The 22,451-nt window shown below is 60.1% G+C and carries 16 protein-coding genes; 13 read left to right on the top strand and 3 right to left on the bottom strand.

Annotation, left to right across the window (positions count from 1 at the left end; all coding sequences use genetic code 11):
- Positions 1–6 precede the first annotated feature (6 nt).
- Complete coding sequence (locus NR126_RS21925) at positions 7–1,371, bottom strand: formimidoylglutamate deiminase (RefSeq protein ID WP_256831378.1); 1,365 nt, start codon at positions 1,369–1,371, stop codon at positions 7–9.
- A 187-nt stretch (positions 1,372–1,558) separates the two neighbouring features.
- Between NR126_RS21925 and hutC the strand changes: the two genes are divergently transcribed.
- Positions 1,559–2,227, top strand: coding sequence for a histidine utilization repressor (gene hutC, locus NR126_RS21930; RefSeq protein WP_256351103.1), 669 nt, complete (start codon positions 1,559–1,561; stop codon positions 2,225–2,227).
- 14 nt (positions 2,228–2,241) lie between these two features.
- Positions 2,242–2,814, top strand: coding sequence for a HutD family protein (locus tag NR126_RS21935; RefSeq protein WP_256831381.1), 573 nt, complete (start codon positions 2,242–2,244; stop codon positions 2,812–2,814).
- Positions 2,815–2,956: 142 nt separating this feature from the next.
- Here NR126_RS21935 and NR126_RS21940 read toward each other — a convergent pair whose 3' ends face one another.
- Positions 2,957–3,871, bottom strand: a complete 915-nt coding sequence (locus NR126_RS21940) for an RHS repeat-associated core domain-containing protein (RefSeq protein WP_105754065.1) — start codon at positions 3,869–3,871, stop codon at positions 2,957–2,959.
- A gap of 142 nt (positions 3,872–4,013) precedes the next feature.
- On the bottom strand, positions 4,014–5,651 hold the full coding sequence (locus NR126_RS21945; RefSeq protein WP_105754064.1) for a methyl-accepting chemotaxis protein: 1,638 nt from the start codon (positions 5,649–5,651) through the stop codon (positions 4,014–4,016).
- 441 nt (positions 5,652–6,092) lie between these two features.
- Between NR126_RS21945 and hutU the strand changes: the two genes are divergently transcribed.
- From hutU to NR126_RS22000, 11 genes are all read left to right on the top strand, one after another.
- Positions 6,093–7,775, top strand: coding sequence for a urocanate hydratase (gene hutU, locus NR126_RS21950; protein ID WP_027617386.1), 1,683 nt, complete (start codon positions 6,093–6,095; stop codon positions 7,773–7,775).
- A 254-nt stretch (positions 7,776–8,029) separates the two neighbouring features.
- Entirely contained in the window at positions 8,030–9,568 is a 1,539-nt protein-coding gene (gene hutH, locus NR126_RS21955) for a histidine ammonia-lyase (protein WP_155953780.1), read from the top strand.
- Positions 9,569–9,691: 123 nt separating this feature from the next.
- Positions 9,692–11,101, top strand: coding sequence for an amino acid permease (locus NR126_RS21960; protein WP_256831395.1), 1,410 nt, complete (start codon positions 9,692–9,694; stop codon positions 11,099–11,101).
- Positions 11,102–11,118: 17 nt separating this feature from the next.
- Positions 11,119–12,324 carry an imidazolonepropionase gene (hutI, locus tag NR126_RS21965; protein WP_256831400.1) on the top strand — a complete coding sequence of 402 codons (1,206 nt, stop codon included), beginning with the start codon at positions 11,119–11,121 and terminating at the stop codon, positions 12,322–12,324.
- 10 nt (positions 12,325–12,334) lie between these two features.
- On the top strand, positions 12,335–13,138 hold the full coding sequence (gene hutG / locus NR126_RS21970; RefSeq protein ID WP_256831402.1) for an N-formylglutamate deformylase: 804 nt from the start codon (positions 12,335–12,337) through the stop codon (positions 13,136–13,138).
- Between the two features lie 376 nt (positions 13,139–13,514).
- Entirely contained in the window at positions 13,515–14,690 is a 1,176-nt protein-coding gene (locus NR126_RS21975) for a hypothetical protein (RefSeq protein WP_256831405.1), read from the top strand.
- Between the two features lie 588 nt (positions 14,691–15,278).
- Positions 15,279–16,250: a prolyl aminopeptidase gene (gene pip / locus NR126_RS21980; protein ID WP_256831406.1), complete on the top strand. Its 972-nt coding sequence runs from the start codon at positions 15,279–15,281 to the stop codon at positions 16,248–16,250.
- Complete coding sequence (dtd, locus tag NR126_RS21985) at positions 16,247–16,684, top strand: D-aminoacyl-tRNA deacylase (protein ID WP_027617392.1); 438 nt, start codon at positions 16,247–16,249, stop codon at positions 16,682–16,684. The genes pip and dtd overlap by 4 nt, the downstream gene beginning before the upstream one ends.
- Positions 16,685–16,961: 277 nt before the next feature.
- Positions 16,962–18,779: a glucan biosynthesis protein G gene (locus tag NR126_RS21990; RefSeq protein ID WP_027617393.1), complete on the top strand. Its 1,818-nt coding sequence runs from the start codon at positions 16,962–16,964 to the stop codon at positions 18,777–18,779.
- A complete protein-coding gene (mdoH, locus tag NR126_RS21995; RefSeq protein ID WP_256831415.1) occupies positions 18,772–21,342 on the top strand; it encodes a glucans biosynthesis glucosyltransferase MdoH in 2,571 nt (856 codons plus the stop codon). Before NR126_RS21990 ends, mdoH begins: the two co-directional genes overlap by 8 nt.
- Positions 21,343–21,584: 242 nt before the next feature.
- Complete coding sequence (locus tag NR126_RS22000; RefSeq protein ID WP_105754125.1) at positions 21,585–22,382, top strand: transporter substrate-binding domain-containing protein; 798 nt, start codon at positions 21,585–21,587, stop codon at positions 22,380–22,382.
- The last annotated feature ends 69 nt before the right edge of the window (positions 22,383–22,451 follow it).

Consider the following 22,451-nt stretch of genomic DNA (forward strand, 5'->3'; position numbering starts at 1 on the left):
GGCATTTCAGCCGAGCAAATCGCGCAGCACCTGGGTGAAGGCGCGATTACTTTCCTCTTCGCCGGCATGCTGCCCGCCGCGTACCACCCACTTGCCGTTGACCAGCACATCACGCACCTGGCGATCGCCGCCAGCAAACAGCCAACGATTAAGAATCCCGTCACCGCTCGCGGTCGCCAGGTATGGGTCGTTGCCGTCGAGCACCAGCCAGTCGGCGCGCTTGCCGACTTCCAGGGCGCCAATCGGTTGCCCCAGGGCCTGTGCGCCACCGTCGAGGGCCGCGTCGTACAGGGTGCGGCCGACCATCGGTTGTTCGGCGCCATACAGGCGATTACGCCGCTGGTCGCGCAGGCGCTGGCCGTATTCCAGCCACCGCAGTTCTTCCACCACGCTCAGCGACACATGGCTATCGGAACCGATGCCCATGCGCCCGCCCTGGGCGAGGAAGTCCACGGCCGGGAAAATCCCGTCGCCGAGGTTGGCTTCGGTGGTCAGGCACAGGCCGGCGATGGCCCGACTTTTCGCCATCAGGCTGACTTCTTCGGCATTGGCGTGGGTCGCGTGGACCAGGCACCAGCGCTGATCGACCTCGGTGTTTTCATACAGCCATTGCAGCGGACGACGACCACTCCAGGTCAGGCAGTCGTCGACTTCTTTCTGCTGCTCGGCGATGTGAATGTGCACAGGGCACTGCTTGTCGCTGGCGGCCAGCACTTCATTGAGTTGCTGCGGCGTGACCGCGCGCAACGAGTGGAAACACAGGCCCAGGCTTTGCGCCGGCTGCTTCGCCAGAATTGGCTGTAGGCGGGCTTGCAGGTCGAGGTAGTTTTGCGTGCTGTTGATAAAGCGGCGCTGGCCGTCGTTTGGCGCCAGGCCACCGAAACCGGAATGGCTGTAGAGCACCGGGAGCAGGGTCAAGCCGATGCCGGCGGCGCTGGCGGCCTGGCTGATCTGCAACGACAGTTCGGCGGGGTCGGCGTAAGGCTGGCCATTGTGGTCGTGGTGCACGTAATGGAATTCAGCGACCGAGGTGTAGCCGGCCTTAAGCATCTCGATGTACAGCTGGCGGGCGATCACGCCAAGCTGCTGCGGGCTGATTTTTCCGACGAGGCGATACATCAGGTCGCGCCAGGTCCAGAAACTGTCGTTCGGATTACCGGCCACTTCCGCCAGCCCGGCCATGGCCCGCTGGAACGCATGGGAGTGCAGATTGGGCATGCCCGGCAGTACCGGCCCGCTCAAACGTTCGGCGCCTTCGGCACTGGCATCGGCCTGGATGTGGGTCAGCAGGCCGTCGGCGCTGACCTCGAGACGTACATTGTTGGCCCATCCGTTAGGCAGTAGCGCGCGCTCGGCAAAGAAGGCGGACATCGTTCGGCACCCCATCGTGTGTTATTTGTATATACATATACAGACGTTTGCCTGCCCGGTAAACTCCGGCAAGCTAGCAACCTTTATCCCTCAACAAGGATTTCCCGTGCCGACTCCGCCTGCCAACACGCCGCTGAGTGCCAACCTGGGCGACAGTCCGGCGCCCTTGTATGCCCGCGTCAAACAGATGATCACCCAGCAGATTGACAGTGGAAACTGGCCGCCGCACTACCGCGTGCCGTCGGAAAGCGAGCTGGTCAGCCAGTTGGGTTTCAGCCGCATGACCATCAACCGCGCCTTGCGCGAGATGACCGCGGACGGCCTGTTGGTGCGCATGCAGGGCGTCGGCACCTTCGTTGCCGAACCGAAAAGCCAATCGGCTCTGTTTGAAGTGCATAACATTGCCGACGAAATCGCTTCACGCGGTCATCGCCACACCTGCCAGGTGATCACCCTGGAAGAAGAGGCCGCCGGCTCCGAGCGCGCACTGGCGCTGGACATGCGCGAAGGGCAAAAGGTTTTCCACTCGCTGATCGTGCATTACGAGAACGATATTCCGGTACAAATCGAAGACCGTTTCGTCAATGCGTTGGTGGCGCCGGAGTACCTCAAGCAGGACTTCACCGTGCAAACGCCCTACGCCTATCTGAACCAGGTAGCGCCGTTGACCGAAGGCGAGCACGTGGTCGAGGCGATCCTCGCCGAGTCGAGCGAATGCAAGCTGCTGCAGATCGAAAAAGGCGAGCCTTGCCTGTTGATTCGCCGGCGCACCTGGTCGGGTCGCCAGCCAGTGACCGCCGCTCGTCTGATTCACCCCGGTTCCCGTCATCGCCTGGAAGGGCGCTTTCACAAGTAGAACAAGAGGCAACCATGAGTCAGTTGAAAGTCTTGCGTGCGGTCGACTATCCGCGCATGCCGTGGAAAAACGGCGGCGGCAGCACCGAAGAAATCACTCGCGATGCCGGCACCGGGCTGGACGGCTTTGGCTGGCGCCTGTCGATTGCCGACATCGGCGAGTCGGGCGGCTTCTCGACCTTCGCCGGCTACCAGCGGGTGATCACTGTGCTGCAAGGCGCGGGCATGACGCTGACCGTCGATGGCCAGGCAACGCGACCTTTGCTGCCGCTCGATCCCTTCGCCTTCAGTGGCGAGAGCCAGGTGTCCTGCACCTTGCTGGGCGGGGCGATTCGCGACTTCAACCTGATTTATGCGCCCCAGCGCTACCGTGCGCGGTTGCAGTGGTTGGCCGGCGAGCAACGGTTTTTCAGTTCGGCCAGTACGCTTTTGATATTCAGTGTGAGTGATCAGTTGGAAATTACGCTGGGCACTGAAACAACGCAGTGCCTCGGGCGTTATGACTGCCTTCACTTTGAGCATGATGGCGGTCTTCTGAACGTTTCTTCGAGCGGATCATGCTGCGTGATTGATTTGACTGCTCGTTGACTTGGCTTTGAGCGTCGGATAGGGAGCGGGTTGAGCAACGCGGCACCCTTCTCGTTTCAAACTCGGCGTCATGGGTTCATGGCGCAGCGTTGCCTTGGTGGGACAACTCCTCTTCGGACTGAATTTATTCTGCTCAAGTTGGTTACAGTGCCTGTCTCACGAAAAGTAGAGTTGCTTTCACTCTCTCGTTTAAGGCGACTTGTTCGAAAACCCTGTCTACATGTCTCAGGGTTGTAATTGCAGTCTCGGCGATACCGCTGACAATAGGTGCTGCGGCTCTGGCAGTGACAGCCAGTCCCGCAACAACCGTGCCTTGGGCAATTTGGCGTATGGCCAGTGGCGCTACCGCACGACCGCTGGCTGCTGCTCCCCAGACTCCGGCAGCAACGATCGCCGACGCGGCCGCTGCCTGCGTCCATATCGGGCGTATGGAACTACCCATGGCTTTCGCCATAAAGCCGCCGGCTACGGACAAGGTTCCTCCGGCTACCGCTATGGCTTTGGTCGACAGTGCCGCGAATATGGCCCCAATAAAATGCCCCGTCGGATCCGCGTGATTAACCGGATCCCCCAGACAATACGCATACGGATTCAACCCACCCTTACCAAACGGACTCATGTTGTCCGGGCTGTTGAATCGCTTCAGTATTGGATTGAATGCGCGGTAACCGTTTCCGAGCAAATAATGGCCGGTCACTGGGTCGCGCCGCTCGCCATTGAACTCAAGCAAGCTGCTGGTACCGTGTTCCGCCGGGCGATAGCCGTAGGGCGTGTAATTGAGCAAGTGTGCCTGAGTATCGAGAATGTGCAGGATCGAGCGCTGCCGGTCGGCAAGTAGCAGGCTGGTGTGCACCGTTGTTGATTGGCGCCGTAGCTGTGCCAGCAGATGATCGGCGTGCTGAATGATTGTGTGACTTTCCTGGCCTCGAATCTCCGTTGTCAGCTTGCCCTGCGCATAAAACCGCCGAGTGTTCGCCTGCAGTGCGGGCGTCAGGCCGACCAGTTGGTCCAGGGCATCGTAGCGATAAAGGCACAGTGGGGTGTCAAGCTTGCCCATCGCATCAATCCTCTACATCGGTTAATTTGTATCGTCAGGCTAAAGCAATCAGCTCGGGCCGATAACTATCAGAACTGCTAGACGTTAAGCCTTCGCAACCGCAGCACCTGCCTGGGCTGCGCGCTGCGGTTTTGAAGCGGCGTTACTGCCGTTCGAGGACGAAGCCTCGAACGGTGACCTCCAGTTCCGCTGACATCTGCTGCAGGGCATGAATGGTCTTGACCACATCCTGCTGCGCCGTGACATTTTCCTCGACCCGCTGGGCGACTGTTTCCACGTTGCGCGCAACGTCCTCGCTGGCCTCGCGTTGCTCCTGCAAGGCGTGGGATATCTGCCTGACCGCCTCCAACGAGGCATCCAGCACTGCCTTGACGTCATTCATCGAACTGCCGGCGTTGTCGATCAATTGTTGACCCTGAAGCACGCGCTCGCGGCCTGCGTTTATGCTGCTGTTGGCCTTGCGCATGCCGCTTTGGATGGCGCTCACCAGTGCCACGATTTCATCGGTGGAGCGGGTGGTGCGGGTCGCCAGTTCTCGCACTTCTTCGGCCACCACGGCAAAACCACGACCCTGTTCGCCGGCCCGGGCGGCCTCGATGGCGGCATTGAGGGCCAGCAGATTGGTCTGCTCGGCAATGCTGTGGATCACGTCGACAATCTTTCCGATGGCGTTGGAGTGCAGGGTCAACTGATCGATTTCGCTTGAGGTCTGGGTCACCAGTTCGGCGATTTGCTGCATCTCGATGATCGAGCGCTCCATGCTGGTGATGCCCAGGGCGGTGATCTGCTCGGCCTTTTGCGTGGTGGCCTGGGCCTGGGCGGCGTTGTCGGCGATGTGGGTGATGTTGGCGGACATCTGTTCCGCCGCTGCGGCAATTGATGACGCGGCGGCGTTTTGTTCAGCGGCCTGACGCAGGCCCTGTTCGCAGGCCACGCTCAGGTTCAGGGTCGAGGACTCGATGTGCCGCGAAGCCTCGCGGACCTTGCCGATCATGCCGCGCAGGCTGCGGCGCATGGCTTCGACTGAGTGCATGACCCCGGTGGAAACGGCGCCGTAAGTTGCCGGCTCGCTGAGTTGGCCCTGGGCAATCTGGGTGCTGATGCTCGCCAGTTCGTGGGGTTCGGCGCCCAGATAGCGGTTCAGGCGGGTGCCAAACAGCAGGGCATAGATGCTGCCCCACAGCAGGGTCAGTGCCAAAAGTAGCGCCATCAGTTGCACGTAGGTCGCGTAGCGATCCTGGCTGTGGGCGAACTGTTGCTGTGCCTCGTCGAGTTGGGCCTGGGTCAATTGACTGAACAGCTCGCTCAACGGATCGATCAAGGAATACAACCGGTGGGCGGCGAATTGTTCCAGGCCCGAGCCGGTGCTGGCGTTGTCTTTGAGTTCTGCCTGCAAGGCTTCAAGCGGTGCATCGGTGGCTTGCATCAGTGGAGTGATCCGCTCGATCAAGAGGAGTTCTGCCTCAATTAAATGGGTTGAGCGGTAGCGGCGCCAAAGGCTGTTTATTTCGCCCCGCGCCAGTTGTATCTGCTCTGCGGCCTGGCCGGCGCTATAGGCACCGTCGCGTGCTTTATGAATAGCGTCGACGATTTGCGCCGAATACAGCTCGGATATGCGCTTCAAGTCCTGTAGCGGAATGACGCGGTCCAGGTACACCGTTTCCAGTCCCTGAACCGTGGCGCGCATGCCGTACAGGCCCATTGCTCCAATGCCCAGCATGCTGCTGAGCAGGAGTGTGGCCAGGAGCAGGAGGTGCGTTCTGACTTTCCACTGTTTCATCGGGTGATCCTCGCGAAGGTAGCGTCAATGGGTATTCGGCGAGGTTCCGGGTTGATGGAGTAGGGCGCTTCTGGGGATGACGTAGGGTGTTTCCTGATTGCTCTATTGTGTACCCGGCGTGTTACCGAACGCCCCAGATCAGGGCGAAAACAGGCTCAAGTAACAGTCGGTGAGCCGAGTCGCTGGAACCGAGCGAGCAGCGATCCGCCGCTCAAACCCTTGCTCCTGTGGCGTTTCAGCCATTTCCAAGATTTTATTGAACGGCTATCCAATAAGTTGGCCGCTCGATTGCATATGCTTGTATGTACAAGTAAAGACGTATGCGTATGAGTCACGAAGACTCGACCATCGTCCACTGATTCGCTGGCAAGCATTGTTGCTCGCCGGCTCGCTCGCCCACCGCCTGGGTTGGTTTGGATTGATTGCTGAGGAGTGCTTTTCGTGACCGAGAATAAACCGACGAAGTTTCGTGACGTAGAAATCCGCGCTGCTCGCGGCAACCAGCTGACCGCCAAGAGCTGGTTGACCGAAGCGCCGCTGCGCATGTTGATGAACAACCTCGACCCGCAAGTGGCTGAGAACCCGAAAGAGCTGGTGGTTTACGGCGGTATCGGTCGCGCAGCGCGTAACTGGGAATGCTACGACAAGATCGTCGAGAGCCTGACTAACCTGAACGACGACGAGACCCTGCTGGTGCAATCCGGCAAGCCGGTCGGCGTGTTCAAGACCCACAGCAATGCCCCGCGCGTGCTGATCGCCAACTCCAACCTGGTGCCACACTGGGCGAACTGGGAACACTTCAACGAACTGGATGCCAAGGGCCTGGCCATGTACGGCCAGATGACCGCCGGCAGCTGGATCTACATCGGCAGCCAGGGCATCGTTCAGGGCACCTACGAAACCTTCGTCGAAGCCGGTCGCCAGCACTACAACGACAACCTCACCGGCAAGTGGGTCCTGACTGCAGGTCTCGGTGGCATGGGCGGCGCCCAGCCACTGGCGGCAACCCTGGCCGGTGCGTGCTCGCTGAACATCGAATGCCAGCAGGTGAGCATCGACTTCCGCCTGAACAGCCGTTATGTCGACGAGCAGGCCAAAGATCTCGACGACGCCCTGGCGCGCATCGCCAAGTACACCAAGGAAGGCAAGGCGATCTCCATCGCGTTGCTGGGTAACGCGGCTGAAATTCTGCCGGAATTGATCAAGCGTGGCGTGCGCCCGGACATGGTCACCGACCAGACCAGCGCCCACGACCCGCTCAACGGTTACCTGCCGGCTGGCTGGACCTGGGAAGAATACCGCGCTCGCGCCAAGACCGAGCCCGCCGCTGTGGTCAAGGCCGCCAAGCAATCGATGGCCGTTCACGTCAAAGCTATGCTTGAGTTCCAGAAGCAGGGCGTACCGACTTTCGACTACGGCAACAACATCCGCCAGATGGCTCAGGAAGAAGGCGTGGAAAACGCTTTCGACTTCCCAGGTTTCGTTCCTGCCTACATCCGTCCACTGTTCTGCCGTGGCATCGGCCCGTTCCGCTGGGCAGCCCTGTCGGGTGATCCGCAGGACATCTACAAGACCGACGCCAAGGTCAAGGAACTGATCCCGGACGACGCCCACCTGCACAACTGGCTGGACATGGCGCGCGAGCGCATCAGCTTCCAGGGTCTGCCGGCGCGTATCTGCTGGGTGGGCCTGGGCCTGCGCGCCAAGCTCGGCCTGGCGTTCAACGAAATGGTGCGCAGCGGCGAACTGTCGGCGCCGATCGTGATCGGTCGCGACCACCTGGACTCCGGTTCGGTAGCGAGCCCGAACCGTGAAACCGAATCGATGCAGGACGGTTCCGACGCCGTGTCCGACTGGCCACTGCTCAACGCCCTGCTCAACACCGCGAGCGGCGCGACCTGGGTCTCCCTGCACCATGGCGGCGGCGTCGGCATGGGCTTCAGCCAGCACTCGGGCATGGTGATCGTCTGCGACGGTACCGACGAAGCGGCTGAGCGCATCGCTCGCGTGCTGCACAACGATCCGGCCACTGGTGTTATGCGTCACGCCGATGCCGGTTACCAGATCGCGATCGACTGTGCCAAGGAACAAGGTCTGAACCTGCCGATGATTACCGGCCAGTAACGCACTACCCGTAGGAGCCGGCGGGCAGCCAGCTCCTACATCAGTGATGTCGGCAGAGATTGCTTGTGCGGGCTGAAAACCGTGGATTAATGACCGTGCTGTTGAAAGACCCGGCCTCGATGCAAGAGACATTTGCCGATTTGTACTGACTTCTAACTAAGACCAGCGTGCCAAGGCGCCACCCCTCAAAAGCGGGAAGCGACGGACAACGGATACTTCCGGAGCGTCTGGTTAATAAAACTCTCAAAAGGAGAATGAATGTGACTGCGCTGAACCTCATCCCAGGCCAACTGAGCCTTGCCCAACTGCGTGCCGTGTATCAACAGCCGGTGCGTGTGACCCTGGACGACAGTGCTTCGGCACAGATCGACGCCAGCGTGGCCTGTGTGGAACAGATCCTCGCGGAAAACCGTACCGCCTACGGCATCAACACCGGTTTCGGCCTGCTGGCCTCGACCCGCATTGCCAGCGAAGACCTGGAAAACCTGCAGCGCTCCCTGGTGCTGTCCCACGCCGCCGGTGTCGGCGAGCCGATCAGCGATGCGCTGGTGCGCCTGATCATGGTGCTCAAGGTCAACAGCCTGAGCCGTGGTTTCTCTGGTATCCGTCGGCTGGTGATCGATGCTTTGATCGCCCTGATCAATGCCGAGGTCTACCCGCACATTCCGTTGAAAGGTTCGGTCGGTGCCTCCGGCGACCTCGCACCGCTGGCGCACATGTCGCTGGTGCTGCTGGGCGAAGGCAAGGCCCGCTACAAAGGCGAATGGCTGGAAGCTACCGAAGCGCTGAAAGTCGCCGGCCTGACGCCGCTGACCCTGGCCGCCAAAGAAGGCTTGGCGCTGCTCAACGGTACCCAAGTCTCGACGGCTTACGCCCTGCGCGGTCTGTTTGAAGGTGAAGACCTGTTCGCCGGTGCCCTGGCCCTGGGCGGCCTGACCGTTGAAGCGGTGCTGGGTTCGCGCTCGCCGTTCGACGCGCGCATCCACGCAGCCCGTGGCCAGAAGGGCCAGATCGACGCGGCCGCAGCCTACCGCGACCTACTGGGCGAGCGCAGTGAAGTGTCTGATTCGCACCAGAACTGCGACAAGGTCCAGGACCCTTACTCCCTGCGTTGCCAGCCGCAAGTCATGGGCGCCTGCCTGACTCAGTTCCGTCAGGCCGCTGAAGTGCTGGCCGTCGAAGCCAACGCCGTGTCGGATAACCCGCTGGTGTTCGCTGCTGAAGGCGACGTGATTTCCGGTGGTAATTTCCACGCCGAGCCAGTGGCCATGGCCGCTGACAACATGGCCCTGGCCATCGCGGAAATCGGCTCCCTGAGCGAGCGCCGCATTTCGTTGATGATGGACAAGCACATGTCGCAACTGCCGCCGTTCCTGGTGGCCAACGGTGGCGTCAACTCCGGCTTCATGATCGCCCAGGTGACTGCGGCGGCACTGGCCAGCGAAAACAAGGCACTGGCACACCCGCATTCGGTAGACAGCCTGCCGACTTCCGCCAACCAGGAAGACCACGTGTCCATGGCGCCAGCCGCTGGTAAGCGTTTGTGGGAAATGGCTGAAAACACCCGTGGTGTTCTCGCAGTCGAGTGGCTGGCTGCCTGCCAGGGCCTGGACCTGCGCGACGGCCTGAAAACCTCGTCGAAGCTGGAACAAGCCCGTACCATCCTGCGCGCCAAAGTGCCGTTCTACGAGAAGGACCGCTTCTTCGCGCCGGACATCAACGCTGCCAGCGAGCTGCTGGCTTCGCGCTGCCTGAATGAACTGGTGACGGCGAAGTTGCTGCCAAGCCTGTAAGGGTCCCATCGCGGGCAAGTCGAATCGTCGCACCGCCGCTCCCACAAGGATTACGCTGAACTTGTGGGAGTCGGTTTGTTTGCGATGCGTTTTTTGCGTCGATAAAAATAATAGGGACGAGCAATGCAACAGCCAGACAAAGGCTTGAAACGCGGGCTATCCGCCCGACATATTCGCTTCATGGCGCTGGGGTCGGCGATCGGCACCGGGCTTTTCTACGGCTCCGCCTCCGCCATTCAAATGGCCGGCCCTGCCGTGCTGCTGGCCTACCTGATCGGTGGCGCAGCGGTGTTCATGGTCATGCGTGCCCTCGGCGAAATGGCCGTGCACAACCCGGTCTCCGGCTCCTTTGGCCACTACGCCAGCACCTACCTCGGGCCGATGGCCGGCTTTATCCTCGGCTGGACCTACGCCTTCGAAATGATCATCGTCTGCCTGGCGGACGTCACCGCCTTCGGCATCTACATGGGCTTCTGGTTTCCCGAGGTCGCACGCTGGATCTGGGTGCTGGGCATCGTGCTGCTGATCGGCGGCCTGAACCTGTGCAACGTCAAGGTTTTTGGCGAGATGGAGTTCTGGCTGTCGCTGCTGAAAGTCGCGGCCATCGTCGCGATGATCCTCGGCGGCTTCGGCATCATGCTGTTCGGCATCGGTTCGGCCGGCACTGAGCAGGCCACCGGCGTCAGCAACCTTTGGGCTCATGGCGGTTTCATGCCCAATGGCATCGGTGGCGTTATCGCTTCTTTGGCAGTCGTAATGTTCGCCTTCGGCGGTATCGAAATCATCGGCATCACCGCCGGCGAAGCCAAGGACCCGCAACGGGTGATTCCGCAGGCGATCAACGCCGTACCCCTGCGCATCCTGTTGTTCTACGTGCTGACCCTGTTCGTGTTGATGGCAATCTTTCCTTGGCCGCAAATCGGCAGCCAGGGCAGCCCGTTCGTGCAGATTTTCGACAGCCTGGGCATCAGCTCTGCGGCGATTGTCCTGAACATCGTGGTGATTTCGGCCGCAGTCTCGGCGATCAACAGCGACATCTTTGGCGCCGGGCGCATGATGTACGGCCTGGCCCAGCAAGGTCACGCACCGAAAGGCTTCGCGCAACTGTCCAAGCAGGGCGTGCCGTGGATGACCGTAGTGGTCATGGGCGCTGCGTTGCTCGGCGGCGTGGTGCTGAACTACCTGATCCCCAAGGACGTGTTCCTGGTGATCGCTTCGATCGCTACCTTCGCTACCGTCTGGGTCTGGCTGATGATTCTGGTCACCCAAGTCGCCATGCGTCGCTCTATGACCCGTGAGCAGGTCGCTGCGCTGCAATTCCCGGTACCGTTCTGGCCCTATGCGCCGGCCGCGGCGATCGTCTTCATGCTGTTCGTCTTTGGTGTACTGGGTTACTTCCCGGACACCCAGGCCGCGCTGGTGGTGGGTGCCGTATGGATCGTCCTGCTGGTGATTGCTTATAAACTGTGGGTCAAGCCGGCGGCCGCACAGCCGGTCGAAGTCGCCCGCGACGCTTCAACCTCTCATCGATAACCCCACGGAGGCCCGGGATGAAAACCCTCTGGCAACACTGTAACGTCGCAAGCATGGCGCAAGGCACCTACTCGATCATCGAGGATGCCGCCATCGTGACGTCCGGTGCGCTCATTGAGTGGATCGGCCCACGTCGTGAGCTGCCGTCCGATTACTATCCTGAGGTCCACGACCTCGGCGGCGCCTGGGTCACCCCGGGCCTGATCGACTGCCACACCCACACGGTGTTCGGCGGCAACCGGAGCGATGAATTCGAGAAGCGCCTGCAAGGTGTCAGCTACGCGGAAATCGCCGCCAGCGGTGGCGGCATCGCCAGCACCGTGCGCGCCACCCGCGAGGCCAGCGAAGATCAACTGTTCGCCAGCGCCGCCAAGCGCTTGAAAAGCCTGATGCGCGACGGTGTCACCAGCATCGAGATCAAGTCCGGCTACGGCCTCGACCTGGCCAACGAAGGCAAGATGTTGCGGGTCGCCCGGCGTCTCGGCGAAGCGTTTCCGATTAGCGTGCGCACCACCTGCCTCGCCGCCCACGCCTTGCCGCCGGAGTACAAGGACCGCGCTGACGACTACATCGAGCACATTTGCGCCGAAATGCTCCCGGCCCTGGCGGCCGATGGCCTGGTGGACGCGGTGGATGCGTTCTGCGAGTACCTGGCGTTTTCCCCGGCGCAAGTCGAGAAAGTGTTCATTGCCGCGCAGCAACTCGGTTTGCCGGTGAAATTGCACGCCGAGCAACTGTCGTCGCTGCACGGCTCCAGCCTGGCGGCGCGTTACCAGGCGTTGTCCGCCGACCACCTGGAGTTCATGACCGAAGACGACGCCATCGCCATGGCCGCCTCCGGTACGGTCGCGGTGCTGTTGCCGGGGGCGTTCTACTTCCTGCGGGAAACCCAGCTGCCACCGATGGATGCTTTGCGCAAACACAAGGTGAAGATCGCCATTGCCAGTGACCTCAACCCGGGCACCTCGCCGGCGCTGTCGGTGCGCCTGATGCTGAACATGGCCTGCACCTGTTTGCGCATGACCCCGGAAGAAGCCCTGGCCGGCGCGACTATTCACGCCGCCACGGCGTTGGGCATGGAGCAGACTCACGGTTCGCTGGAAGTGGGCAAGGTCGCGGATTTTGTCGCCTGGCAAATCGATCGTCCCGCCGACCTGTCGTACTGGCTGGGCGGCGAACTGGAAAAACGCGTCGTGCGCCACGGCGTCGAAGTCGAGATTTAGGAGAGCAGCTGTGGATAAGGTTCTGAACTTCAAACAAGGCCGGGTGCCGCTGCTGATCAGCATGCCCCATGCCGGTACCCGTCTGACCCCGGCGGTCGAAGCCGGGTTGATTGCTGACGCGAAAAGCCTGCCGGACACCGACTGGCACATTCCGCAGCTCTACGACTTCGCCGCCGAGTTGGGCGCCAGCACCCTGGCGGCCGAGTACTCGCGCTTCGTCATCGACCTCAACCGCCCGTCCGACGACAAGCCGCTGTACGTCGGCGCCACCACCGGCCTGTACCCGGCCACGCTGTTCGATGGGATTGCATTGTTCAAAGAGGGGCAGGAGCCGTCGAAAGAAGAGCGCGCCACTTATCTGCAGCAGATCTGGACCCCATACCACCAGACCCTGCAGAGCGAACTGGCACGGCTCAAAGCTGAGTTCGGCTACGCGCTGCTGTTCGACGCCCACTCGATTCGCTCGGTGATCCCGCACCTGTTCGACGGCAAACTGCCGGACTTCAACCTCGGCACCTTCAATGGCGCCAGTTGCAATCCGGTCCTGGCCTGCGAGCTGGAAGCCATCTGCGCCCGCCACGACAATTACACGCATGTGCTCAACGGGCGCTTCAAAGGCGGCCATATCACCCGCCATTACGGCAACCCGGCCGAGAACATCCACGCCGTGCAACTGGAGCTAGGGCAGTGCACCTATATGGAAGAGTTCGAGCCGTTCCGCTATCGGGCGGACCTGGCGGAGCCGACGCGGGTGGTGTTGAAAGAACTGCTGCAAGGCCTGCTCGCTTGGGGCCAGAAGCACTACGGCGCATAGCGATTCATCGCCGTCCCTGTAGCAGCAGCCCTAGGCGGCGTTCCGCTGCTCGCGAAAGACGTTAACGATAACGCGGACTATCTGAATAACCGCATTCGCTGGACGTTCATCGCGAGCAGGCTCGCTACATAGTTCGACCCCGGTATAAATATGATCCTGCGGCTCTTTCATGTATGGGGTGAAGTCATTAGCCATGGAGGGTACTGACCATGGTTGACCCTGCCAAAATTTGCTTCGAATCTCTCTGGCTCAAGATCAACATTCAGGATGCCATTCGTCGCTACTGTCATCTTTGACAGGTATACAACTACTGGTCTTTGGCGAAAGATCTCCAAACGCATGTGGACTTACCCGCGTGCAATGGAGAACGAATGCCATGTCGACGACGCGCGAGAATCCAAGCAAAAAACCAACCGGTTCCAGTCACTCTCCCGCCAAGAAGAGTCTGCCTGCTCCGGTGATGGAGTGGCCCAAGGACGGCGCTGTGCATGACGGTGCTTACGTGCGTTGTGCTGGCACCTGCGAGGACGGAGCGCAGGTGGAAATGTCCGAGGGGAGCACGTGGGTAGCGGTGCCAACGATCGGAAAAAACTGGAGTACCACGTTCAAGGATATGACCGCGGGTGGGCACCGTATCAGCGTGCGGCAAACCCTTGATGGGGTGATTTCAGCTCCCGGCCCCACGGTGACCTTCATCGTCCGCACACCTACCATTGCGGCTCCGGGAGTGACAGTCCCTGAGACCAAAGTCACTTATGCTGCGATAGATGAGTACGTCTCTTTCTCGGGCCCCCATGAACCAGGCGACATCATCTACATAAGGGATGTGGATGACAATTTGTTGGGGACGGCCAACGTGGATGGGGCATTTTGGTATTTTCAGCACAGTTGGCAGAAGTCGGAAATTGTCTACGTCAAAATCACTCGGGGTGTGAACGGTGGTTTATCGCGCGTCGCGGAGCGTTGGATTGCTGTAGGGCTGATAGATCAATCACTCAAGGTAACGGTTACCAATCCATGGAAGTATCACTCTTACACAGTTGAGGGTTATGTAGAGTACGAAGGTGAGTGCACGCCTGTATCCCACGCCGGGACTTATGTTTTTGTATCAGACCCTCGTAGTGGCCGTGAAGCCTTCGATGGCATCATGGTTGGTGATCGGTGGAAGGTGCGTGTGGGTCCAATTCCGCTTATCGTTGATTATCATCAAGTTGTTTGTACTGACGCTGATAAAGGCATAGGGAAAGCTTCAGAGCCAATCACACCCTTCCCGGGTGAGAGGCTCCCCACACCATTGATCAGTAAGCCACTTTCTGGGAGCACCCACCCTGCAGGATTGATAGAAATCGCAGGTGATGCCGAAGGTACTCCTCGTGAACTTTTTTTGTTGAGTGCAGAAGGTGATGAACTCAGAACATTATCAGTAGCGAATGGCAAGTGGTCTGATTTCAAGGAGTGGGCTCCAGGAACTTATGCTATCAAGGTCGTCTCAAAGGTAAATGGCCCTAGATACTCAGACCAAAGCGAAATTGTGCGGTTCACTGTGGTGTAAAGGCGCACGCACCGCTGATGCAGACTCAGAACTTCCCATTGCGCCTCTGTCCGGGTCACTCGATTGGACCGGGGTGCAACTGGCAGTTACCGGCGATCACTCAACTCCCAAAGTATCAATGCTGTTTTCTATGTTGACTTTTTTGCCTTGAACTCCAGATGGTCACCTGGGAATTCGACTGCTGCATAGAGCTCTTCTTTGACTGATTGATTGCGAGGGCGAAGGGGAACTCATGGTGGCTCTCCAAAAACCTCTGCCAGTTTTTGGTAGAGGTTATTTCACTATTGAAATAGTTTTTGTGGAGGTCGACTGCTGATGTTTCTGACAGCTTTCTATATTGGTTGGCTATGAGACATTGTTTCTATTCTTCGTGGATTGGATTTTTCGGGACTTTGCAGCGATAGGACGGGCGCCATCGCGAGGCTCGCTCCAACAGGTTTTTCGCTTGTTAAAAATGACGGTGTTTGTGGCAGGGAGGCTGTGACGTCGCGCGGACATGCTCATTAAGGTAAATCGGGTTTATGATGCCCAACGGCAGAATAAAAGTAGTCCCCCCAGGGATGACCTCGACCCCTTACGGAGCGCGCAATGCAGACTTTGTTTCCGCAGATCAAACCCTACGCCCGGCACGATCTGGCTGTCGATGAAACCCATACCCTGTATGTCGACGAGAGCGGTTCACCGGAAGGTTTGCCGGTGGTGTTCATTCACGGTGGCCCCGGGGCCGGCTGCGACGCGGCGAGCCGCTGCTATTTCGATCCGAACCTTTACCGCATCGTCACCTTCGACCAGCGCGGTTGTGGCCGCTCGACCCCTCACGCCAGCGTGGAAAACAACACCACCTGGGACCTGGTGGCGGATATGGAGAAAATTCGCCAGCACCTGAATATCGATAAATGGGTGCTGTTCGGCGGCTCCTGGGGTTCGACCCTGGCCCTGGCCTATGCGCAAACCCATCCCGACCGTGTCCATGGTCTGATCGTGCGTGGGATCTTTCTCGCCCGCCCGCAAGAAATCGAATGGTTCTACCAGGCAGGCGCCAGCCGTCTGTTCCCTGACTACTGGCAGGACTACATAGCGCCGATTCCTCAGGACGAGCGCCACGACTTGCTCGGCGCCTTCCACAAGCGCCTGGTGGGCAACGATCAGATCGCCCAGATGCACGCCGCCAAGGCCTGGTCCCTGTGGGAAGGTCGTACCGCGACCCTGCGTCCGAACCCGCTGGTGGTCGATCGCTTCTCCGAACCGCAGCGCGCGCTGTCGATTGCCCGGATTGAATGCCACTACTTCACCAATAATGCTTTCCTCGAACCGGACCAGTTGATTCGTGACATGGGCAAGATCGCCCATCTGCCGGGCGTCATCGTCCATGGTCGCTACGATGTGATCTGCCCGCTGGACAACGCTTGGGAACTGCACCAGAACTGGCCGAACAGCGAGCTGCAAGTGATTCGCGACGCAGGCCACGCGGCTTCTGAGCCGGGCATCACTGATGCCCTGGTACGTGCGGCGAGCCAGATGGCGCGACGCCTGCTCGACCTGCCGCCGGAAGAAGCATGAAGGGCCTGCTGCAGCGCGTGCGGGGTGCGCGCGTCGAGGTAGCAGGGGAGATTGTCGGGGCGGTCGACCAAGGGTTGTTGGTGCTGGTCGCTGTCGAGCCTCAGGATTCCCGGGCAAGTGCCGACAAACTTCTGCATAAGCTGCTTAACTATCGGGTGTTCAGTGACGCCGAGGGCAAGATGAACCTGTCCTTGGCCGACGTTGGCGGTGGTTTGCTGCTGGTCTCGCAGTTCACCCTCGCCGCCGATACCAAAAATGGCCTGCGCCCAAGCTTTTCGACCGCTGCCCCTCCGGCACTCGGCGAAGAGCTTTTTGACTATCTATTAGGCAAAGCGCAACAGTTGCATGGCAATGTGGCATCAGGCAGATTTGGCGCGGACATGCAGGTGCACCTGGTCAATGATGGCCCGGTGACCTTCCTGTTACAGACCTGAAAGCGTTTGAAACATCTTTTCCGGCGTGTTTCGGGATGAAACAGGGGTTTTTCGCAATAAATACTTTGTTACCCCTGATGCGTTGTAACGCGGGCTACTAGATAATCCCGCGCTACGGGGATCAGCGTTCGTTGGCCCATTTTTGACTTAGGTAGAGACTTGTTCGCGACCGTTTGGGGAATCATTTTGCCCCATCGGAGTCGGAACAATGCTCGCCAACCTGGCATATAGATAGCTGGCCGTTGGTTTTTTGATCTGTTTTCGGCGAGGGTTGCTCGTGATTGTTAGTCCCTGTACTGCACCAAAATTGTCTGCCAAACGGTTGCGCAATGCACTGGCGACGGGCTCTGCCCTGTTGTGCCTGCTCAGCGCCGGCCAGCTTTGGGCATTCAATCTGAACGACGTGTCGGCCAAGGCGCAAGAGTTGGCCGGGCAGAAGTACGAAGCCCCGCGCAGCAATCTGCCGAACGAATTCCGCGAGATGAAGTTCGCCGATTATCAGAAAATTCGCTTCCTCACCGAAAAGGCCGAGTGGGCGGACAAGAAGACCCCGTTCAAGCTGTCGTTCTATCACCAGGGCATGCATTTCGATACGCCGGTGAAAATCAACGAAATCACGGCGAATACCGTCGAAGAGATCAAATACGACCCCAATCGTTTCGATTTCGGCGACCTCAAATTCGATCCTAAAGCCACCGAACAGCTGGGTTATGCCGGTTTCCGTGTGCTGTACCCGATCAACAAGGCTGACAAGCAAGACGAGATCATGACCATGCTCGGCGCGAGTTACTTCCGCGTCGTCGGCAAGAATCACGTCTACGGTTTGTCCGCTCGCGGCCTGGCAATCGACACCGCCTTGCCATCCGGCGAAGAGTTTCCGCGTTTTCGCGAGTTCTGGATTCAACAGCCGAAGCCGGGCGACAAGCACCTGGTGATCTTTGCGTTGCTGGATTCGCCACGGGCCACCGGTGCCTACCGCCTGACCCTGCGTCCGGGCAGCGACACCATTGTTGACGTCAAGGCGCAGATGTTCCTTCGTGACAAAGTCGGCAAGCTCGGCATCGCGCCGCTGACCAGCATGTTCCTGTTCGGCGCCAACCAGCCGTCGAAAGTCCTCAACTACCGCCGTGAACTCCACGACTCCAGCGGCCTGGCGATCCATGCCGGCAATGGCGAGTGGATCTGGCGTCCACTGAACAACCCGAAACACCTGGCCGTGAGCAACTTCTCGGTAGAGAACCCTCGTGGTTTCGGTCTGCTGCAACGTGGCCGTGACTTCAGCCACTACGAAGACCTCGACGACCGCTACGACAAGCGTCCAAGTGCCTGGATCGAGCCGAAAGGTGATTGGGGCAAGGGCACCGTCGACCTGGTCGAGATTCCGACCGCTGACGAAACCAACGACAACATCGTCGCTTTCTGGAGCCCGGAAACCATGCCGGAGCCGGGCAAGCCGCTGGACTTCGCCTACCGCATGCACTGGACCATGGACGAGGCGGCGATTCACGCGCCGGACAGCGCCTGGGTCAGCCAGACCTTGAAATCCACCGGTGACGTCAAGCAGTCCAACCTGATTCGTCAGCCGGACGGCAGCGTTGCCTACCTGGTGGACTTCGAAGGTCCGTCCCTGGCGGCATTGCCGGCCGATACTGATGTACGCAGCCAGGTCAGCGTCGGCGACAACGCCGAACTGGTCGAGAACAGCGTGCGCTACAACCCGGAAACCAAGGGCTGGCGCCTGACCCTGCGACTGAAGATCAAGGATCCGAGCAAGTCCACCGAGATGCGTGCGGCTCTGGTGCAGAACATCGTGCCGGCCGATCTGGCCAAGACCTCGATCCCGGCCTCCACCTCGTCGGTGGCCAAAGCTGACAAGGTCGCTGCGAAACAGGCCGAAAAAGCCGACAAGGATGCGAAAGCCGCCGAGGCCAATAAGGCCGAAGCCAAGCCGGTCGCGGATGCCAAGGATAAGGCCGACAAGAATGACGCCAAGCAGCCTGCTGCTGCCGACGCGGCCCCAGCCACACCGGAATCGGCGCCGACTGAAGAAGTCCTGACCGAGACCTGGAGCTATCAGTTGCCTGCCGATGAGTAATTCCCACGTACAGCCAGAGACTCTCAGCGAGTATTTGGCGCACCTGCCGATGACCGATGAGCAGCGCGCCGAACTGGCGGGCTGCAAGTCCTTCAGCGAACTGCATGAACGCCTGTCGTCTTCGACCTTCGACGCACCGAGCGAGGCCGCGCAGGCCTCGGTTGGCCGACGCCTGACCCTCAACTCCGCCGAGGAGCTGGAGGAGGCCGAGATGCTCGCGCTCGACGCCAGCGGTCGGGTCTGCCTCAAGGCAACCCCGCCGATCCGTCGGACCAAGGTCGTGCCCGAGCCATGGCGCACCAATATCCTGGTGCGTGGCTGGCGGCGGCTGACTGGCCGCACCAACCCGCCGACGCCACCCAAGGATGAGCGAGTGTTGCCGGCTGCGCGTTGGCGTACCGTTGGTTCGATCCGACGCTACATTCTCCTGCTGCTGATGCTCGGCCAGACCATCGTTGCCGGCTGGTACATGAAAGGCATCATGCCGTACCAGGGCTGGTCGTTCGTCGACCTTGAAGAAGTCATGCACCAACCGCTGCTGCAGACCGCCACGCAAGTGCTGCCGTATGCCTTGCAGACCAGCATCCTGATCCTGTTCGGGATTCTGTTTTGCTGGGTCTCGGCCGGTTTCTGGACCGCGTTGATGGGCTTCCTGGAATTGCTCACCGGGCACGATAAGTACCGTATCTCCGGGAAAAGCGCGGGCAACGAGGCGATTGCGAAAGACGCGCGTACCGCGTTGGTGATGCCGATCTGCAACGAAGACGTGCCACGGGTATTCGCCGGCTTGCGCGCGACCTTTGAATCGGTCGCCGCGACTGGCGATCTGGATCGGTTCGATTTCTTTGTCCTCAGTGACAGTAACGACACCGATATCTGCGTTGCCGAGCAGCAGGCCTGGCTGGACGTCTGCCGCGAGGCCAAGGGCTTCGGCAAGATCTTCTATCGCCGTCGTCGCCGTCGCGTGAAGCGCAAGAGCGGCAACCTCGACGACTTCTGCCGGCGCTGGGGTGGCGACTACAAGTACATGGTGGTACTGGATGCCGACTCGGTGATGAGCGGCGAGTGCCTGACCAGCCTGGTGCGCTTGATGGAAGCCACGCCGGACGCCGGGATCATCCAGACCGCGCCTCGGGCGTCGGGCATGGACACTCTGTATGCGCGCATGCAGCAGTTCGCGACCCGTGTTTATGGCCCGCTGTTCACCGCCGGCCTGCACTTCTGGCAGTTGGGTGAATCCCACTACTGGGGCCACAACGCGATCATCCGCATGAAGCCGTTCATTGAGCACTGCGCCCTGGCGCCGCTGCCCGGTAAAGGCGCGTTCGCCGGTGCGATCCTGTCCCACGACTTCGTTGAGGCGGCGCTGATGCGCCGTGCCGGCTGGGGCGTGTGGATTGCCTATGATTTGCCGGGCAGCTACGAAGAACTGCCGCCGAACCTGCTGGACGAACTCAAGCGTGACCGTCGCTGGTGCCACGGTAACCTGATGAACTTCCGCCTGTTCCTGGTCAAGGGCATGCACCCGGTGCACCGTGCGGTGTTCCTCACCGGCGTGATGTCGTACCTGTCGGCGCCGCTGTGGTTCTTCTTCCTGGTGCTGTCGACGGCGCTGCTGGCGGTCAACACATTGATGGAGCCGCAGTACTTCCTTGAGCCGCGCCAGCTGTATCCGCTGTGGCCACAATGGCACCCGGACAAGGCCATCGCGCTGTTCTCGACCACTATCGTGCTGCTGTTCCTGCCCAAGTTGTTGAGCATCATCCTGATCTGGGCCAAGGGCGCGAAAGAGTTCGGCGGCAAGTTCAAGGTCACCCTGTCGATGCTGCTGGAGATGCTGTTTTCCATGCTGCTGGCGCCGGTGCGGATGATTTTCCACACCCGCTTCGTGCTCGCCGCATTCCTCGGCTGGGCCGCGACCTGGAATTCGCCGCAGCGTGACGATGACTCCACGCCCTGGAGCGAGGCGGTCAAGCGCCACGGTCCGCAAACCCTGCTGGGTTTCTTCTGGGCCTTGCTGGTGATCTGGCTGAACCCGAGCTTCCTGTGGTGGCTGGTGCCGATTGTCGGTTCGCTGATGCTGTCGATCCCGGTCTCGGTGATTTCCAGCCGTGTGGGCCTGGGCCTCAAGTCCCGTGACGAGAGCCTGTTCCTCATTCCTGAAGAATACAATCCGCCACAGGCCTTGCTGGCCACTGACCAGTACACCCACGAAAACCGTTGGCATGCACTGAACGATGGCTTCATCCGGGCCGTGGTCGATCCGCAGCAGAACGCTCTGGCGTGTGCTCTGGCGACTTCGCGTCACGGCCAGGCCGAGCCGATCGAGTGGCTGCGTGCCGAGCGCGTGCGGCATGCATTGAAAGTCGGCCCTGCCGGGCTGAACAACCATGAGCGCCTGCAACTGCTCAGCGACCCGGTGGCTCTGGCCCGCCTGCATGAGCAGGTCTGGAGCGAAGGTCACGCCGAGTGGCTGGACGCCTGGCGCGGTTCGGTGAAAGCCGACCCCCATGCACCGTTGTTGCCGCTCAAGCCCCTGAGCTTGCAGGCACAACCGGCCTGACGAAAAAACCCCGCATGCAGATGCGGGGTTTTTTTGTACCTGCAATTGGCGATTCTTCCTACTTACCGCGAAGGCAATGAACTACGACAAAAGCCTTCATCCTCTTTGTCCAAGTCGACGAGTGCGTTAGCATCGCTGCCTTCTTTGGTGCGCCTGGACAGCCTTCTGTCCTTATCTGCCGGATTTCCACACGAAAACGGCAATTTGCGTGCCTGACTACAAAAAGATTGGGGACTTTGATGATGAAGAAGTATCTCTCGATGCTGCTGCTTGGCGTCACTGCACTGGTAACCGTCAACGCCGCACAGGCTGGCGCCATCGATGACGCAGTCAAGCGCGGCACCTTGAAAGTCGGCATGGATCCGACCTACATGCCGTTCGAAATGACCAACAAACGCGGCGAAATCATCGGCTTCGAAGTCGATCTGCTCAAGGCCATGACCAAGGCCATGGGCGTCAAGCTGGAACTGGTGTCCACCGGCTACGACGGGATCATCCCGGCCCTGCTGACCGATAAGTTCGACATGATCGGCAGTGGCATGACCCTGACCCAGGAACGCAACCTGCGCCTGAACTTCAGCGAACCCTTCATCGTAGTTGGCCAGACCCTGCTGATCCGCAAGGAGCTGGAAGGCACCATCAAGTCCTACAAAGACCTGAACACGGCTGACTACCGCATCACCTCCAAGCTGGGCACCACCGGCGAGATGGTCGCCAAGAAGCTGATGTCCAAGGCCAAGTACCACGGCTACGACAACGAGCAGGAAGGTGTGCTGGACGTGGTCAACGGCAAGGCTGACGCGTTCGTCTACGACGCACCGTACAACGTGGTGGCGGTAAACAAGGTGGGCAATGGCAAGCTGGTGTTCCTCGACAAGCCGTTCACCTACGAGCCTCTGGCGTTCGGTCTGAAGAAGGGCGACTACGACAGCCTGAACTTCATCAACAACTTCCTGCACCAGATCCACGAAGACGGCACCTACGATCGCATCCATGACAAGTGGTTCAAAGACACCGCTTGGCAGAAAGACATGGAATAACACCGGTCAGCCAGACCGCGTCGCGTCAATCGCGAGCAGGCTCGCTCCTACAGGAGAACGCATTCCTCT

It is taken from the genome of Pseudomonas sp. Pse1 (assembly GCF_024519635.1).
Lineage (GTDB): Bacteria > Pseudomonadota > Gammaproteobacteria > Pseudomonadales > Pseudomonadaceae > Aquipseudomonas.